The sequence below is a fragment of the Streptomyces sp. NPDC006552 genome (genome assembly GCF_040611655.1).
Classification (GTDB): domain Bacteria; phylum Actinomycetota; class Actinomycetes; order Streptomycetales; family Streptomycetaceae; genus Streptomyces.
In genome coordinates this window covers 36899-52004 of record NZ_JBEXOS010000029.1, presented here as the reverse complement: position 1 = coordinate 52004, position 15106 = coordinate 36899, and the positions used below count along the sequence as shown (strand labels likewise).

Annotated in this window: 16 protein-coding genes and 1 pseudogene; 9 read left to right on the top strand and 8 right to left on the bottom strand. The window is 67.1% G+C overall.

All coding sequences use genetic code 11. The features are described from left to right. Window positions 1–53: 53 nt before the first annotated feature. Complete coding sequence (locus ABZY33_RS18450; RefSeq protein ID WP_356492641.1) at window positions 54–686, top strand: hypothetical protein; 633 nt, start codon at window positions 54–56, stop codon at window positions 684–686. A gap of 62 nt (window positions 687–748) precedes the next feature. Here ABZY33_RS18450 and ABZY33_RS18445 read toward each other — a convergent pair whose 3' ends face one another. Together ABZY33_RS18445 and ABZY33_RS18440 are read right to left on the bottom strand one after the other, a co-directional pair. Continuing rightward, a complete protein-coding gene (locus tag ABZY33_RS18445; RefSeq protein ID WP_356492640.1) occupies window positions 749–1618 on the bottom strand; it encodes a nuclease-related domain-containing protein in 870 nt (289 codons plus the stop codon). Window positions 1619–1725: 107 nt separating this feature from the next. Next, window positions 1726–1872: pseudogene (locus tag ABZY33_RS18440) on the bottom strand (site-specific integrase); the annotation flags it as partial. Between the two features lie 169 nt (window positions 1873–2041). On the opposite strand from ABZY33_RS18440, the gene ABZY33_RS18435 reads away from it, so the two are divergent. Genes ABZY33_RS18435 through ABZY33_RS18425 form a run of 3 tightly spaced genes read left to right on the top strand, consistent with a single transcriptional unit; the run spans window position 2042 to window position 3184 of the window. Beyond that, on the top strand, window positions 2042–2584 hold the full coding sequence (locus tag ABZY33_RS18435) for a transposase family protein (protein WP_356492639.1): 543 nt from the start codon (window positions 2042–2044) through the stop codon (window positions 2582–2584). 40 nt (window positions 2585–2624) lie between these two features. Next, window positions 2625–2963, top strand: coding sequence for a hypothetical protein (locus ABZY33_RS18430; RefSeq protein WP_356492638.1), 339 nt, complete (start codon window positions 2625–2627; stop codon window positions 2961–2963). Continuing rightward, the gene (locus ABZY33_RS18425; RefSeq protein WP_356492637.1) at window positions 2960–3184 is read left to right on the top strand and encodes an HNH endonuclease; all 225 of its coding nucleotides are present in this window, start codon (window positions 2960–2962) and stop codon (window positions 3182–3184) included. Before ABZY33_RS18430 ends, ABZY33_RS18425 begins: the two co-directional genes overlap by 4 nt. 270 nt (window positions 3185–3454) lie before the next feature. Here ABZY33_RS18425 and ABZY33_RS18420 read toward each other — a convergent pair whose 3' ends face one another. The 4 genes from ABZY33_RS18420 to ABZY33_RS18405 all read right to left on the bottom strand — a co-directional run bounded on the left by ABZY33_RS18420 (window position 3455) and on the right by ABZY33_RS18405 (window position 7183). Continuing rightward, window positions 3455–4561 carry a DNA cytosine methyltransferase gene (locus ABZY33_RS18420; protein WP_356492636.1) on the bottom strand — a complete coding sequence of 369 codons (1107 nt, stop codon included), beginning with the start codon at window positions 4559–4561 and terminating at the stop codon, window positions 3455–3457. Further along, window positions 4558–5310, bottom strand: coding sequence for an MAE_28990/MAE_18760 family HEPN-like nuclease (locus tag ABZY33_RS18415; RefSeq protein WP_356492635.1), 753 nt, complete (start codon window positions 5308–5310; stop codon window positions 4558–4560). The genes ABZY33_RS18420 and ABZY33_RS18415 overlap by 4 nt, the downstream gene beginning before the upstream one ends. Next, window positions 5307–6386 carry a DUF262 domain-containing protein gene (locus tag ABZY33_RS18410; RefSeq protein WP_356492634.1) on the bottom strand — a complete coding sequence of 360 codons (1080 nt, stop codon included), beginning with the start codon at window positions 6384–6386 and terminating at the stop codon, window positions 5307–5309. The genes ABZY33_RS18415 and ABZY33_RS18410 overlap by 4 nt, the downstream gene beginning before the upstream one ends. 452 nt (window positions 6387–6838) lie before the next feature. Beyond that, a complete protein-coding gene (locus ABZY33_RS18405) occupies window positions 6839–7183 on the bottom strand; it encodes a hypothetical protein (protein WP_356492633.1) in 345 nt (114 codons plus the stop codon). A 308-nt stretch (window positions 7184–7491) separates the two neighbouring features. On the opposite strand from ABZY33_RS18405, the gene ABZY33_RS18400 reads away from it, so the two are divergent. Continuing rightward, window positions 7492–8553 (top strand): acyltransferase family protein, encoded by a 1062-nt coding sequence (locus ABZY33_RS18400; RefSeq protein WP_356492678.1) that lies wholly within the window; start codon window positions 7492–7494, stop codon window positions 8551–8553. An 84-nt stretch (window positions 8554–8637) separates the two neighbouring features. Here ABZY33_RS18400 and ABZY33_RS18395 read toward each other — a convergent pair whose 3' ends face one another. After that, a complete protein-coding gene (locus ABZY33_RS18395; protein ID WP_356492632.1) occupies window positions 8638–9711 on the bottom strand; it encodes a Ku protein in 1074 nt (357 codons plus the stop codon). A gap of 154 nt (window positions 9712–9865) precedes the next feature. Between ABZY33_RS18395 and ligD the strand changes: the two genes are divergently transcribed. Beyond that, window positions 9866–10759, top strand: a complete 894-nt coding sequence (gene ligD / locus ABZY33_RS18390) for a non-homologous end-joining DNA ligase (protein WP_356492631.1) — start codon at window positions 9866–9868, stop codon at window positions 10757–10759. A gap of 18 nt (window positions 10760–10777) precedes the next feature. Here ligD and ABZY33_RS18385 read toward each other — a convergent pair whose 3' ends face one another. Next, on the bottom strand, window positions 10778–11581 hold the full coding sequence (locus ABZY33_RS18385; protein ID WP_356492630.1) for an NERD domain-containing protein: 804 nt from the start codon (window positions 11579–11581) through the stop codon (window positions 10778–10780). 456 nt (window positions 11582–12037) lie between these two features. Here ABZY33_RS18385 and ABZY33_RS18380 point away from each other — a divergent pair, with 456 nt between their 5' ends. The 3 genes from ABZY33_RS18380 (at window position 12038) to ABZY33_RS18370 (ending at window position 15002) form a co-directional block, all read left to right on the top strand. Then, window positions 12038–12373: a hypothetical protein gene (locus tag ABZY33_RS18380; RefSeq protein ID WP_356492629.1), complete on the top strand. Its 336-nt coding sequence runs from the start codon at window positions 12038–12040 to the stop codon at window positions 12371–12373. Window positions 12374–12552: 179 nt separating this feature from the next. Next, window positions 12553–13401, top strand: coding sequence for a hypothetical protein (locus tag ABZY33_RS18375; RefSeq protein ID WP_356492628.1), 849 nt, complete (start codon window positions 12553–12555; stop codon window positions 13399–13401). Beyond that, a complete protein-coding gene (locus tag ABZY33_RS18370; protein ID WP_356492627.1) occupies window positions 13398–15002 on the top strand; it encodes a HAMP domain-containing sensor histidine kinase in 1605 nt (534 codons plus the stop codon). The genes ABZY33_RS18375 and ABZY33_RS18370 overlap by 4 nt, the downstream gene beginning before the upstream one ends. The last annotated feature ends 104 nt before the right edge of the window (window positions 15003–15106 follow it).

Genomic DNA, 15106 nt, shown 5'->3' with positions numbered 1-15106 from the left:
GCCGCCTTCGACCGCCGCGGGCGGACAGACGATCGGACGAGGTGGGGGATCTCGTGGACGTGACCACGCTTGCAGTCGCGCTTATCGGCGTCGGAGGAACACTGGGCGGAACCCTGGGCGGGGCACTGCTCAGCCAGCGCGTCACCCGGGAGCAGAACCAGCGCGCGGATCGGGAACGAGCAGAAGACCGTCACGACCGAGCGCAAGAAGCCAGACGGGATCTCTACGCCCGCCTGAACACCACGGCGCGCGCTTACCGAGTCGCTGCCCGAGACTCCGTCCGAGCAGCTGAGCGCGGTGAAAGCATCGAGCCAGCAGTCCTGGCAACCGCCAAGGACGCTTGGTTGGAGCAATACTCTTCGGCGCAGATGGCGCTGCCGAAGGATGTTCACGAGGTTGCCTCGACCCTCAACAGGGCGCTCGGAGTCGGATACTCCGTCGTCAAGCAGCTGCCGAGCAGCCCTGCCCCAGCCGAGTCGTACAACCGTGCCAAAGCTTGGTTCAGCGGCCCAATGTCCGACGGGGTGTACCTGTTGCGGGTCACCCTGCGCCATGACCTCGGCGTCGAGGTCGAGCCTAACTTCGAGCACACCCGTACGCGGATGCTCACTGTGCTCGACACAGAGCGTAGGAGTCTTGAGCGGCAACTCATCTCCGAACAGGCTCAGGCCACCAGGCCCGTTTAACAGGCCTGGCAGGCAACAAGGCTCCCGGATATCGCGCCACAGGCCTCAAACACGAGCAAAAGTCATGTCGTCCTTGGCAAGACCTGGCTCCAGGCCTGTCGATGGCGTGCGACGCCGTACACCTGCTCTACCTGCTCGGCCGTCAGCACCCCTGAGAGCGGCGCCAGCGCCGCCACCTCACGCTCCTTGTACACGCGCACGCTGAGCTGTGTCGCGACCACCTTGAGATCGGTCACGCCGACGAAAACGAGCACCGGCTCCACCGATACAGAGAACCCGCAATAGTGCTCAAGCACTCGGCCTACTCGCTTGGCTTCCGCCCGGCTCTTGCGCGCGTATGGTGCCGGCTTTCCGTGATCGACCTTCACGGAGTCATCGCCGACCCAGACAGCCCTTTTGTGGTGGTGCTTCGTATTGATACTGAACACGCCACCGGGACCGATCAGCAAGTGATCGACATCCACCTTGTCGGCCAGAGGGATGGAGTGCAGGACGCGCCAGCCGTGGCGCGATAAGCGGTTCAGCTCTGCTCCCACCCTCTTCTCCCCCGCCAGGCCCTTCCGCCAGGAGTCCCACTCTGCAGGGCGCCGCAGGAGCTGCGAGACGACTCGCTTGATCAGGCCGGGCCCGGATTTGTCGAGCAGAGACTCTCCGGGACGGTTGGCGGACAGGTCGTCGGCCGCCGTCAGAGGCGGCAGCAGCGGGGGCACCTCAGCCTCGGGCGTCCTGGGCGTCGCGTGTGGCGGGACCGGTTCGGGGTTGTTCCGTAAGTGGTCTGTCAGTACGGCGATCACGTCGTCGCGATACTCGGCGACCAGGACTGTGATGTCCCCCGTCTTCACATCCGCCCAGCCGACCGCCGTGCCATCAGGCAGGTTCGCGTACAGGCGATCATGTCCGTACCGCTTCCAGCGCGTGACCTTCAGCTCCACGAGTCCCCCCTCGTCCGCTCTCGGCTCGAAGCGTCGCAGCAGGTAGGGCTCAAGACGAGAGAGGCCCCGGACAAGTTGTCCGGGGCCTCGGTGGGGTGCAGGGTGTCTCACTCGTATTCGCGGAGCAGATCCTCGATACGCCGGTTGGCGACGTCCTGCCGTCCGTCGAGGCACTTCGCGTAGCGGGTCAGCAGGACCTCGACGCTGTTGCCGGCGCGCTCGGCCACCTCGGTCGGCTCAACCCCCGCATTGAGGTTCTTCGAGTTGGCCACCGATCGGGTGATGGGCCGTGAAGCGCAACGAGCGAGGCCCCCGGACCGTTGATCGAGATGTCTGACGTCTCAATCTCGTTGCTCGGGGGCCTCGTCGGTCATCCATCCTGCCGCACTCGACCTGCCGCACGCACTCGTGGAGTGGGTCAGCATGCTGATCGTCACCCGTGAAGGCGACCGACGCTGTAAGCTCCGGCCGTCCCAGTGCGCGATGGTGGCACTGGTGTACCCCCTGCTCGACGGCACCCTCGCCGAGTGCGACCGGGTCGGCGACGGCCGAGCCGATTACTCCCACAAACACCGGCGCCACGCCGTGAACGTGCAGGTCGTCACCGACCCCGCTGGTCGGCTGCTGTGGCTCTCGCCCGCCCTGCCGGGGCGCACTCACGACCTGACCGCCGCACGCACCCACCGGATCATCCGCATCTGCGAGCGCCAGGTCGTTCCGATCGTGGCTGATCTCGCCTACCAGGGCGCCGGGCCCTGGCTGACCACCGGCATCAAACGCAAGCCTCTGCAGGAACTCACTCCCACCGACAGGACCCGCAACCGTGCCCTGGCCGCGGCACGAGCACCCGTCGAACGAGGCGTCGCACGCCTGAAGTCCTGGCGGATCTTCCGCAGCTCCCGATGCAGCCCCAATCGCATGACGTCAATCGCCAAGGCCATCCTCACACTGGAGGGGCAACGCTGAAGAAGCTCACTGGAAGCGACTGGAGTACAACCACCCTTGGGTGATCGAGCTGTCTGCGCTGCTCCAGACCATGCCGATCTACCCCGAAGCAGCACGCACCGAGCTGTTCCGGAATCCCAACGGCGTGGCCCGCAAGACCGTCAACATCACGTGCCGACACGCGGACTACCCCGGGAAGCCAACTAACGGCAACGCACTCGATGTCGCAGTCCTGAACGATTTCCTAGCCCGGCCGGTCGGGATGACGAAGATGGCTCAGCACATCCGAGACGGCCTCACCGCAGGTGAATTCCAGGCCGTACCGCCGGGGGTCAGAGGAGGAAGACGACTACAGCGCACCCGAGGGCAGGTTGTTGATACGCCGCCACAAGAGTCGTGAGCGGGACAAACGGCTGCGCAAGAAGAAGATTGACGCCGTGCTGCGTCAGGGCCACCGCCTCGCCTGTGCGGCATGCGGCTTCGACTTCGAGGCGACGTACTGCCCGCGGGGCACGGGATAGATACATTGAGTGTCATCACGTCGTGCCCTTGCACGAGGCCGGCGAGGGGCGGACCAAGCTCAGCGATCTTGCACTGACCTGTGCCAACTGCCACCGATGATCCACCGCCACGCCCCGTGGCCTAACCCCAACGAACTCCGAGAATTCACCCGGGAAGCAGCGCTTCAAAGCGGCGCACAAATTCCCGACCTGCAATGAACCGCGAAGCTCAGCCCTTCATCCAAGACTCTGAATGCCACCGGCTCGCCGCCGCTAGTCGATTGACATCAGATTGCGGGGGCCAACCCGCGGGCCAGACCTCCGCAAGTCCGGAACTTAGCTGACGTTTGGATACTATTGAGGACGGGCGACAAAAGCTGACCAGTAGCGACTAGAACAAACGACCCAACTGAGCAGGACCACTGGATACCAGCTCACCCGTATCACCGGCCTCATAAGCGCGTACATGGTCAGTGAGGCATTGCCCAATCACCTCACCGAGGCGTACCGGGACAGCGTTGCCAATCATCCGTCCCAGTCGGCTGAAGGTTACCTGCTCACCCCGCTTGAGGAACTTGTAGTCCCGAGGAAATGTCTGCAGCATCGCTGCTTCACGGAGCGAGATTGCGCGATCTTGAGTGGGATGCCCGAATCGCCCATTCCCGTAACCAAAGCACTGCGTGGTAATGGTAGGCGCCGGCGCATCCCACTCCATGCGCCCATAGACGCTCGGATAGGTTGAGCCGGTCTTTTTGCGGTGACAAGCCGCGATCAATTTCGGATCCCAGTCGCGCCAGGTACCTCCCGGCTTAGAGGCCTGGATCCGCTTCATGTTGGTTTCACTAAGAGATGAGGCAATGTGCAAGGAATCCCCCGGATGCTGCCCCCCCGCGGCAATCGGCGGAAGCTTGCCGATCTCATCGCGAACCGTTCGCGGTGATTGCACGAACTGTGGCGTGAGGTCTAGTCCGTGTGCACCGAGCTTAGAAGCCAGAAGAACAAGCCGCTTGCGGGACTGAGGAATTCCGATTTTTGTGCACTCGACCTTTGCCCAGCTTACGGAGTATCCATTTAGTGACTCTAGGAACTCTGAGAAAACTCCATGGTCCGCGAGCTGTACAACATTCTCCATGGTCACAAGATCAGGCTGCAGGTCAGCAACAATGGATCCGAAATTGAGGACGAGACGCCAATCCATGCCTCGCTTCTTGCTTCGACCTTTTTGGCTGTAAGTCGAGAAAGGCTGACACGGTGCGCAGCCAGCGAGAAGAGAGTACTTCCCATCAGCGAAATATGGCTTAAGGTCGGCAGCCTTGAGATCTTTGACGTCCCGCTCAATGAATGGCGCCGAGTTGTTGGCCTCAAACGGATAACGGCAATGCGGGTCTAGGTCAACGCCAGCCGTGACGTTGATTCCACTACGCACCAGACCATGAGTGAGCCCTCCGACACCGCAAAACAGATCAACCGCTGAAATGGTAGGGGAGTCATCACTCATGCCGTATCACCGCTCGGTCTGCTATCTGGTCGGAGGAAATTATGGGAATCGATGTAATCTCTAAAGCATGTGATCACTTCACGTAGGTACGCCTCTACGCACTGTGACATCTCACGCAGCTCCCGCACTACGACGCCATCCGCGCAGTCCACGAACGAGATCGAACCGTGAGCCAGGCCGTTCCTGCGGCTCTTGACCAGCTGGAGTGGGCCGAGCCCATCACGCCGCTTCCGCTTAACGCTAGCTTGCGTTGTTACACTCAGCGACAAGGGGCAACCCAGGCGCTCGGCCATCTTGTAGATTACCTCATCGTCCCAGTTGCCTCCGCCACCGACGTCTATGACGAACGGCTTGACCGGTAGCTGCTGAACAATGTGCGTACTCATCTCAAGTGCGTGCTTTAGCCGACTCGGCGCAGACATGTCTGCGTGAGTACGAGCAGTGGACCTAACCCATTCCTGCAGAAGATGGTCGTTCAGCTGATGCGGCAGCCAGGTTCCGGCAGAGGACGTCGCTTCAGTCAGCTCGGAGACACATCTCGCCATTGTGGCTTCTACCAGATTATAAAGCTGCAGATAGACGCTCGAATAGAGAATTCTCTGCTGCTTAGCAGTGATTCTGTACTCGGACACGGCAAGGCGAGGAATTCCGTTTTGGGTAGCCTCCTCAAGCTTCTCAAGGAAGTCGACGTAGGAATCAACCTCACTGAACCGCTCCTCGAAGAACGGGAAAAGGTCCGCAGTGCTCATGCTTCCACCAGCTTTTCGCGCACGAACCCAATTCGCCCCTCCAGACGCGAACGGGCATTCGCTCCGTCAGATCCAGTGATCTCCACGAAAGCACTGCTTGTGAGCCACTCTGTGACGTTGAATCGCTCTCGCCCGAAATCTTTGATCTCAGGGCGCTCTTGCAATGCTTGATAGGAGCCGAGGATGATGGATTCATATCGTGCGCGAGGTGTGGCCTTGCCGTTCGATGTCTTCCGGAAACCATAGGGGAAGACCCTACTTACGAACTCCAACGTATCGCGAAAACGTCGACTGTAGGAAATCGACAAAGTCGAGTCAGTCGCAAAAGCAAGGTTCATTTTCTTCGCGTATTTAAAAATGAAATCAGATGGACGATCCTTGTAGTCACCAAGGCCATCTCCATAGGCAAAGAACCGCGTCACCAGTTCGTCATACCCACGCTCGTCCTTCTGCTTTTTACTCATCGGAGCAAGGGAATGGAGAAGCTGGTCGTCGGCAAGCTCGATCACTAGGTCCAGGAATGGGCCAGCAAGCGCCCCACGCCGTACTTCTGCCTTGTTTGCAATCTTGCTGCCAGTATTGATGCGCTCAAACATGTCGAGCCGTGCCGCTTCATCTGCGTGCTCGTTAAGAACGATTCCCCTAATCGACTTATTCTTGATCTTCCTCTGGCGAGATTCAGGCAGGTCAGTAAACCTGAAGCCGGAAATATTCGGGAGCTGGTCGAGCTCTCCAAGGCGGAAGTCACCTAGGATGAACTCCTCCAGTGTACGGAGCCGTTGAGACCCGTCCACCACTTCCAGCTTGCCTGTGTCCTCCATCTCCCAGAAAAACACAAACGGGATGGGCAGTCCCATGATGACCGATTCGAGAAATTTCGACTTACGCTCGGGCTCCCAGGTGAACTCTCTCTGGTAGCGAGGCACGACATACTCATTCGCCCGCATCTTGTTAGCCAAGATCTCGACCGTGTATTCGGTGATGTAAAAGTCGATGCGCTTGGATTGCTCCACGATCTGCTGCTCGGCAGCGGCCTGCTCCTCCGGGCCGATCAGGATGTCACCGTTCGTCATCATTCATCCCCCACCTACGAGTTCCGCCACACCAACTAGCCCACCTGATACACGATCATGCCACGCTCTGTCAGGTCGTTTCCAAGGTTCGCCTCCGGTGCCTGGCACGCGTCGCCCGGGGCCGGCATCTCGCGCAGCTAGGCACAGCCACTCGCCTGCAGTCGCTGCGGTAGGTCATCCTCGACGGGGACTCGAAGCATGCCGACTTCGGCACAGGGGCTGCGCACTATTCGTGGACTGGTCCGCACCCGAATGCCCTCCACACTGCACTGACCTCGTGGATCGCGACTAGATGACACACCCTCCGGAGCCGTGTGCGCAGGTTCGAATCCTGCCGGGGGCACAGAAGCCGGGACAGCGTGATCAAGTCGCCGACCAGCTGAAGTGCCACATACGAAGAGCCGGATCCAGGATCACTGGGTCCGGCTCTTCGTCGTAGTCACGCCCGTCGAGTCTCAGCCGCGCACCTCGCGCACCAACTCGTCCGCGTCATCGCTCGGTTCCAGGACGAACCCGAAGCCGGAGCGGCTCAGTAGGGTCGCCAGGGTGTTGACGTGCTCGGGGTCTGTCACGCCGTTCAGTAGGACCTCTTCCCCCTCCAGCGGATCGAGTTCGAGCCGTGCCCAGCTCGTCCACACCTCGTAGCCGTCGTAGGACGACGAGCGTGATGACCAGCCCGCGCGGACGAACGCAGCGGCTACGGGGGCGGCGTCTCGGCAAGCGCGTGCGATACCGCTGATGTTGTTGGCGGCGTCGTGCCAGTGGGGAGCGAGGTCCGGGCCGTCGTCGGATAGGTCCATCGTCGGATTGTTGCGCGTCTGCTCGGCGGCACCAACACGGGCCCCGTCCGACTTGCGGGGCGATGTCCGGCTCGCTCGCGTCGGTGGGTGTGACAGCCGCCACCCATCGTCGGCTCAGGTTTACGCGTGCCTCGGTGGGTGACTACGGTGCGTGGGATGTCGCGCAGCCACTTGAATCCCGCAAACCTGAGAAGACGCGAATTCGGGAGCCGGGGTTCCACGCGGGAGGGATCGTGAGCGAACCGGTAAGGCTGGTCCGCTCGCGGGCGCCGTTGCCTGCGCAGAGTGGCGACGTCACGGCCCCGCCCGTGCGCAGCGAGGCGGTCTCCGCCGCCGCGCCCAAGCCCGGCAAGAAGCGGGACGCGTACTTCGACAACGCCAAGTACCTGGCGATCGTGCTGGTCGCCATGGGGCACGCCTGGGAGCCGCTGCGCGGTGACAGCCGGGCCGCGTCCGCCCTGTACATGACCGTGTACGCCTTCCACATGCCGGCGTTCATCGTCATCTCCGGCTACTTCTCGCGCAGTTTCGACGCGAGCCCGGAACGGTTGAAGCGGCTGGTCACCGGGGTGGCCGTGCCGTACGTCGTCTTCGAGGTGGCGTACACGCTGTTCAAGCGGACAGCCGGGGGCGACCCCGATTACCCCTTCAGTCTGCTCGATCCCTGGTACCTGACCTGGTTCCTGATCGCGCTGTTCGTGTGGCGGCTGAGCACCCCGCTGTGGAAGGTGATCCGCCGGCCGCTGCCGGTGGCCCTCGGCGTCGCGGTGCTCGCGTCGGTCTCCCCCGACATCGGTGACGACCTGGACCTCCAGCGCGTCCTGCAGTTCCTCCCCTTCTTCGTGCTCGGCCTGTGCCTCAAGCCGGAGCACTTCCGGCTGGTGCGGCGGCGGGAGGCGCGCCTGCTGGCGGTGCCGGTGTTCGCGGCCGCCCTGCTGTTCGCCTACTGGGCGGCGCCGCGGATGAACGCCGCCTGGTTCTACCGGCGGGACAGCGCCCAGGAGTTGGCGGCGCCCGGCTGGAGCGGTGTCGTGATGACGCTCGCCATGTTCGGCTGCTCGATGCTGCTGGTCGCCTGTTTCCTGGCCTGGGTGCCGGGACGCAAGCTGTGGGTCACCGCACTGGGCGCGGGCACGTTGTACGGCTATCTGCTGCACGGTTTCCTGGCCAAGGGTTCCCGGTTCTGGGACTGGTACGACGTGCGGTGGGTGCATACGGCGCTCGGTGAGATCGGGGTGACCCTGATCGCCGCGTCCGTCATCACCGTGCTGTGTACGCCGCCGGTGCAGCGGATGTTCCGGTTCGTGATGGAACCGAAGATGGAGTGGGCCTTCCGGCGGGACGCCGCGGCGGTGGCCCGGCGGCGGTGATCGGATTGATCGCCGAGGACTCCAGCGGCTTCGCAGCCTGAGGAGCGGCGCGAGGGTGGTCCCGGGCCACCCTTGCGCCGTTCCTCAGGCCGACGTCTTCTTCCGGGGCTGACTCTTCTTCGCCGCCGACTTCTTCTTCATAGCGGCCGGAGCGGGCTTCTTCGTAGCGGCCGGAGCGGGCTTCTTCGCCGCACCTGCCTTCGATGTCGCTGACTTCTTCGCCGACGACGCCGCAGATGCCGTCTTCTTCGCGGGCGGCGCCGCTTTTCTCGCGGGCGGCTCCGCGCTCTTGCCAGGCTTCTTCCTGGGTGCCGTCTTCTTTCGGGAGCGGCCCGCGATCGAGGTCACCTCGGCCATGTCCCCACCGGTGCCGGGCTTCCCCTGCGCCTGTTTCGCGGCCCGCACGCTGCTCTCCAGCGCGGCCATCAGGTCGAGGACCTTGCCTCCGGAGTCCGGCGCCGACGGCGTCTCCGGCACGTCTCCGCCGGCCACCTTCGCCGCGACCATCTCCTCCACCGCGGCCCGGTAGTCGTCGTGCAGAGTCGCCATGTCGACTTCGCCGAGCGTGTCCATGAGGGCGTCCGCCAGGTCGAGTTCGGCGTCGCGCACCGTGACGTGGGTGTCCGGCGCGACCTCCTGTGGCGAGCGGATCTCGTCCGGCCACATCAGCCCGTGCAGGGCGATGACGTCACCGGTGACACGCAGCATGCCGAGCCGCTCACGGCCGCGCAGCGCGAACCTGGCGATGGCCACCTTCTGGCTCTGCCGCAGCGCTTCGCGGAGCAGGGTGTACGGCTTGGTGGCGTGGGCGCCGTTGGCCGAGAGGTAGTACGCGGTGTCCATCTGGAGCGGGTCGATCCGGTCCGCCGGGACGAACGCCAGGATCTCGATCGTCTTCTCCGTGTGGCTGGGCAGCGCCGCGAGGTCCTCGTCGGTGATCGGGACGACCGACCCGTCGGCGTCCACGTACCCCTTGCCGATCTCGGCGGACCCGACCTCCTTGTCCTCCAGCTCGCACACCTTGCGGTAGCGGATGCGTCCGCCGTCCTCCAGGTGGACCTGGCGGAAGGAGACCGCGTGGTTCTCGGTGGCGTTGATCAGCTTGATCGGGATGCTGACCAGACCGAAGGAGACGGCGCCGTTCCAGATGGAGCGCACGAGGTCCTCCCGTTCCGTGATCGTTCCGCGTCGTGCCGTGTCGTCGTGCTGTGTCGTCGTGCCGCGTGGTTGTTCTGCCGTCGTTCTGCCGTCGTTCTGTCGTACCGAGGGTGGCGTGTGGGGCGTTTTGCACGGAATGTCAGAGTATTACGGTATGACGCCCATCACAGAAGTCGAGGGACGGCGGCTGCCGCTCAGCAATCTGGAGAAGGTGCTCTACCCGGCCACCGGTTTCACCAAGGGCGAGCTGCTGCACTATTACGCGACGACGGCGGACGCCCTGCTCCCCCATCTCGCGGACCGCCCGATCTCCTTCCTCCGGTTCCCCGACGGCCCCGACGGCCAGCACTTCTTCGCCAAGAACGTGCCGCCGGGAGCACCCGCCTGGGTGAAGACGGCGGAGGTGCCGCGGTCCGACGGCGTCTCCCGGCAGGTCCTCGTCCAGGACCTGGCGACGCTCATGTGGGCGGCGAACCTCGTCACGGAGTTCCACACCCCGCAATGGCGGGCCGGCGCCCCGGCCCGGGCCGACCGCCTCGTGTTCGACCTGGACCCGGGGGCTCCGGCCGACATCGTCCAGTGCTGCGAGGTGGCCCGGTGGCTGCGCGCACGCCTGTCGGCCGACGGTCTGCACGCGTACGCCAAGACCTCCGGTTCCAAGGGGTTGCACCTCCTCGTCCCCCTGGTCCCGGTCCCGTCCGAGCAGGCCAGTGCCTACGCGAAGACGCTGGCGCAGGAGGCCGAGGCGGCGCTGCCGCACCTCGTCGTGCACCGGATGAACCGCAGCCTGCGCCCCGGCAAGGTGTTCGTCGACCACAGCCAGAACTCCGCCGCGAAGACGACCGCCGCCCCGTACACCCTGCGAGCCCGCACCGAGCCGACCGTGTCGACCCCCGTCACCTGGGACGAGGTCGAGGCCTGCCAGGACGGCGGAGACGCCCGTGACCTGGTGTTCCTCGCCGACGACATCGCGCCGCGGCTCGAACGGTACGGGGATCTGCTCGGGCCGCTGACCGAACCCGGCCGGGCCGGCGAGCTGCCCTCCTGAAGCCCCGCGAACGATCCCTCAGACCCGCCGCCACGTCCCGCGGTCCCGGGCCATCGCGTGCAGCGCCTCCACGTCCGCCGGTTTCAGGTGACCGCCCGTGCGCGCCAGACCGAGCAGCTCCGTGTCGGTCAGCAGACGTACCCCGCGGGGCGGAGCCTGGACCTCCAGGGCGGCTGGTGCCACCAGGACCAGACCGGCCCTGACCTCGGCCGTCAGCGCGAAGGACGCCCGCGACGCGTCCGCCCGCACCCTGCGCAGCAGCGGCTGCGGCTCGCCGCGGCCCGCGGTGACCATCGGGTCGCTCACCCGTACGCGCTGCCGGTGCGCGGGCAGGACGTGCAGCGCGAACAGTCCGCCGGGGCCGATCAGTAAGTGGTGGACATGGGAGCCACCGGGCAGCGGTACCGAGTGCAGGGTCCGCCAGCCCGCTCCTTCCAGCCCGTCGAGCGCCTCGCCGACCAGCTGCTGTGCGGCCAGCGCCCGGCGGCGCGGGTCGCTGCGCAGCCTGCGCTGCGGGGCCGGGGCCCGGTCCAGGGCGATCACGAGGGCCTCGCCGGGGCGGTTCGGCGCCAGGTCGTCGTCCGGGTGGAGGCTGAGCCTCGCCAGCTCGGCCGGCGTGGGCACCGGCGGCGGACCCACGGCGACGGGCCCGGCGATGAACGGGCGCAGCACGTCGAGCACCGCCTCCCGGCCCGCCTCGCTGAGCAGGTTGACCCGGCCCGATTCCCGGTCGTACCAGGCGACGTTCCGGCCGTCCTCCCCGTAGACGTAGAGCCGCTCCTGACCGTGCCGCCAGGTCGGTACGACGCGCAGTCCGTTCATGCCCCATCACCCCCTGACCATGGGAGCAGCAAGCCCGCCGCAGGGCAAGAAGCCCGCAGACCCGTCATGGTGCGGACACTCCCGTGACCGGTGTCGGCCACCGTTTCGTCCGTCCGTCGCCGGGCGCGGAGGGCGGGGTGGCGAAGGAGGCCGGTAACGGCGCGGGTTGGGGGGTGGCGCGGAGAAGGTCAGAGGGGTGGCCAGGGGGTGGGTGCCGGGGTGGCGGAGGAACGGGTGGCGGCGTGGGCGGGTGGGGTGGCGAACGAACGGGCGGGGCGGGGACGACGAGGGCGTGGGTGGTGGGGGCCAGGACGGCGGGGGGTGTGGGCGGCGGGGGGAGAAATCATTTCGGGCGCGGAGTGCAGGGACGTTGTTACACAGCCGCCGAACTGCCGTGATGCCCGGCTCCTACGGTTATGGAGTCAGATCGGACGCCTCTCGACGATCGGAGTCCCTATGCGCCTCGCCCTCCTTCGTAGTGCCGTGGTCACCGCTGTTCTCGGCGGGGCGGTGCTGGTGCCCACGGCCGCGTTCGCGGAATCCCTGGGCCATGCCGACCCGGCCTCCGCCGCCGCGCCCGCCCAGGAGCAGGGGCAGGTTCAGGTGCACGCCCCGGCGCCGGTGACCTACCGGACCGGCTCCCGGTCCGACTCCCAGGAGCGTCCTGCCACCGCGGCCTCGGACGGCATATCGGCCAACCCGTACTTCCTCATAGCGGGTGGCGCGATGGCCGCGGCCGGCGCCGCGGGTCTCGTGTACTCCACCGTCCGGCGGGGCCGCGCGGACGGCTGACCCGCCCTGGCCGAGCCCGTTCCGGGGCCCCGCGCCCCTGGCTCGACATGCGCCGGCCCCGGCCCCACCGGGAAAATAACAGGGACTTCCTCACCAATAAGGTGTACGCAGCCGCACACCGACGGCGGCCCGACCTCGCCCGCGCTGCGGCGAGCGGCCCTCAGGCAGGCAGGAGTGCAGTGACGCACAGGCGCCTCGTTCTCCCCGCTCCTGCCGGGCCCGCCCTCGTCGCGCCCGTTCTCGTCGTGCTCACCGCCCTGCTCCTCACGGGTTGCGGCGCCAGTGGCGGGCTCGAAGGCGCGGGTCCAACCCCGACGGCGGTGGGCCCGCGCCATCTGTGGCCCTCGCTCTCCCCCGCGTCCGCACCGGCCGACGACTACGGAGCGGGCGAGACCCACGTGGTCAAGGGCGTCGCGGTGCCGGGCGGCGATCTGCGCGAGGTCGATCCGGTGGCGGTGATCCGTGCCCAGGCCGCCGCGGACCCCGATACGTACGAGGACATCAAGAAGGGCCTGACCGACTGCGGCGATCCGGGTCGCAAGGGCCCCGACTGCCCGGTGCTTCAGGCCTACTTCTCGGACCTGACCGGTGACGGCAAGGCGGACATGGTCGTCGGTGTGCACGCGCCGAAGGACCAGCTTCTGGTGCGGGTCTATATGTACGCGGACGGCAAGCTGACGCAGATCATGAACGACGAGGACGCCGTCATCAGCGTCCAGCTGGCCGACCGCAGCGTGGTGGTGCGCGCCGTCGCCGACCTGTCCGGCTACGAGTACCGGACCTCGTGGTCGTACGACCGCCACCAGCGGGCGATGCTGCCGACGCGGGACGAGATCGTGCGCACCGGGCCGCCGGCCACGCCCGCGCCGGAGACACCGTCCGGGGGCGCCGTGTCCGCCTCCCCCTCCCCGGCTCCGGGGTCCGGTGCGGCGGACTCGGCCCGGACCGCGGCCCCCTCCGCCTCGCCCGCGGCGTACCGCTCCGCCCTCTCCGCCCCGTACCCGCCCCTTCCGGTGAGCGGCTCGTGACCCGCCCGCGCGTCCCGCGCCGACCTCGTCCACCGCGCCGGCCGCGGCTGCCCGCCTGGACCGCCTCGCTGACCTGGAAGGCGGCCGCGTTCCTCGCGGTGATCTGCTGTGCGCTCGCCGCGCTGCTCGGCATCCTTGTGCACGTCTCCGTCACGGACCAGACGGTGCGCGAGGCGCGGCAGCGGGCGTTGACGCGGTTGGACGAGGCGACGGAGGCCTTCCGGGCCGGCGGGCGGCTCGGGCCCGGCGCCGCGCTGGATCCGCCGGGGCTGCCCGCCCCGCTGCGGGACCTGGCGGTCGGCGGGGAGCGGGGCACGATGGTCGGCGGCCACGACAAGCACCCCACGATGTGGGCGGCGGGTCCGGCCGCGGGCGGCGAGGCGCTCGGGGTCCAGATCGACTACTCACAGAGCGCCCGCACCATCGACGGCCTCGACCGGGCGATCCTCGGTTCGTCGGCGCTGGCCATCGGCGCGACGCTGCTGGTCGGCGCGTTCGCGGTGACCCGGGTGACACGGCGGCTGCACACGACGGCGCGGGTGGCCCGCAAGATCAGCGCGGGCGATCTCGACGCGCGGGTCGGGGACCCGCGTACCGGGGATCCGGGCCGGCACCAGGACGAGGTCGCCGCCGTGGCCGGCGCGCTCGACAGCATGGCGTCGTCCTTGCAGGCCCGCATCCTCACCGAGCAGCGGTTCACCGCCGACGTCGCCCATGAGCTGCGGACCCCGCTGACCGGGCTGCACGCCGCGGCGGAGCTGCTGCCGCCGGGCCGCCCGACCGAGCTGGTGCGCGACCGGGTCGCCGCGCTGCGCACGCTCACCGAGGATCTGCTGGAGATCTCCCGGCTGGACGCGCGCAGTGAGCGCGTGGAGCTCGACGAGACCTGGCTGGGGCCGGTGGCCGAACGCGTGGTGCGGGCGTCCGGCGCCGGTGCGGTTGCCGGTCCGGGCGCGGGCCCGGTTATGAGTGCGGGTGCGAGTGCGGGTGCCGGTGCCGGTGCGGTTGCCGGTCCCGGCGCGAGCCCGGTTATGAGTGCGGGTGCTAGTGCGGGTGCGGGTGCGGGTGTCAGCCTGGACGCGGGCGCCCATACCAACACGGGCCCAGGCCCAGACGCGGACGCCAGCCCGGACACAGACGCTATCCCGGACACAGACGCCGGCCCGGACGCAGGCGCCGGCCCCGACGCGGGCGCCCATACGAACGCGGGTCGCGCCCCAGGCGCGGGTACAGCCACCGGCTCCGCCGTCACGGTCGTCGTCGTCCGGGACGTGTGCGTGGTGACCGACCGGCGGCGGCTGGAGCGGGTTCTGGGCAACCTCGTGGCCAACGCGCAGGGGCACGGTGGTCCGCCGGTCGAGCTGACCGTGGACGGGCCGGTCATCACCGTGCGGGATCACGGCGCGGGTTATCCGGCCTATCTCGTGGAGCACGGGCCGCAGCGGTTCCGTACCGAGGGCGGGGCGCGGGGGCACGGGCTCGGTCTGACCATCGCGCTCGGGCAGGCCGAGATCCTCGGCGCGGAGCTGCGCTTCGCCAACGCGCCGGGCGGCGGCGCCCTGGCCACGCTGACCCTGCCGTACGAGGAGGAACCGGCCTGACCCGGCCCACCGGCCCCGGCCCCGGCCCCGGCCCCGGCCCCTGGCAACCCCTACCCCTCCACCGCCGCGCCCCACCGAACCCCGAACCCCGACATGAGCGGATA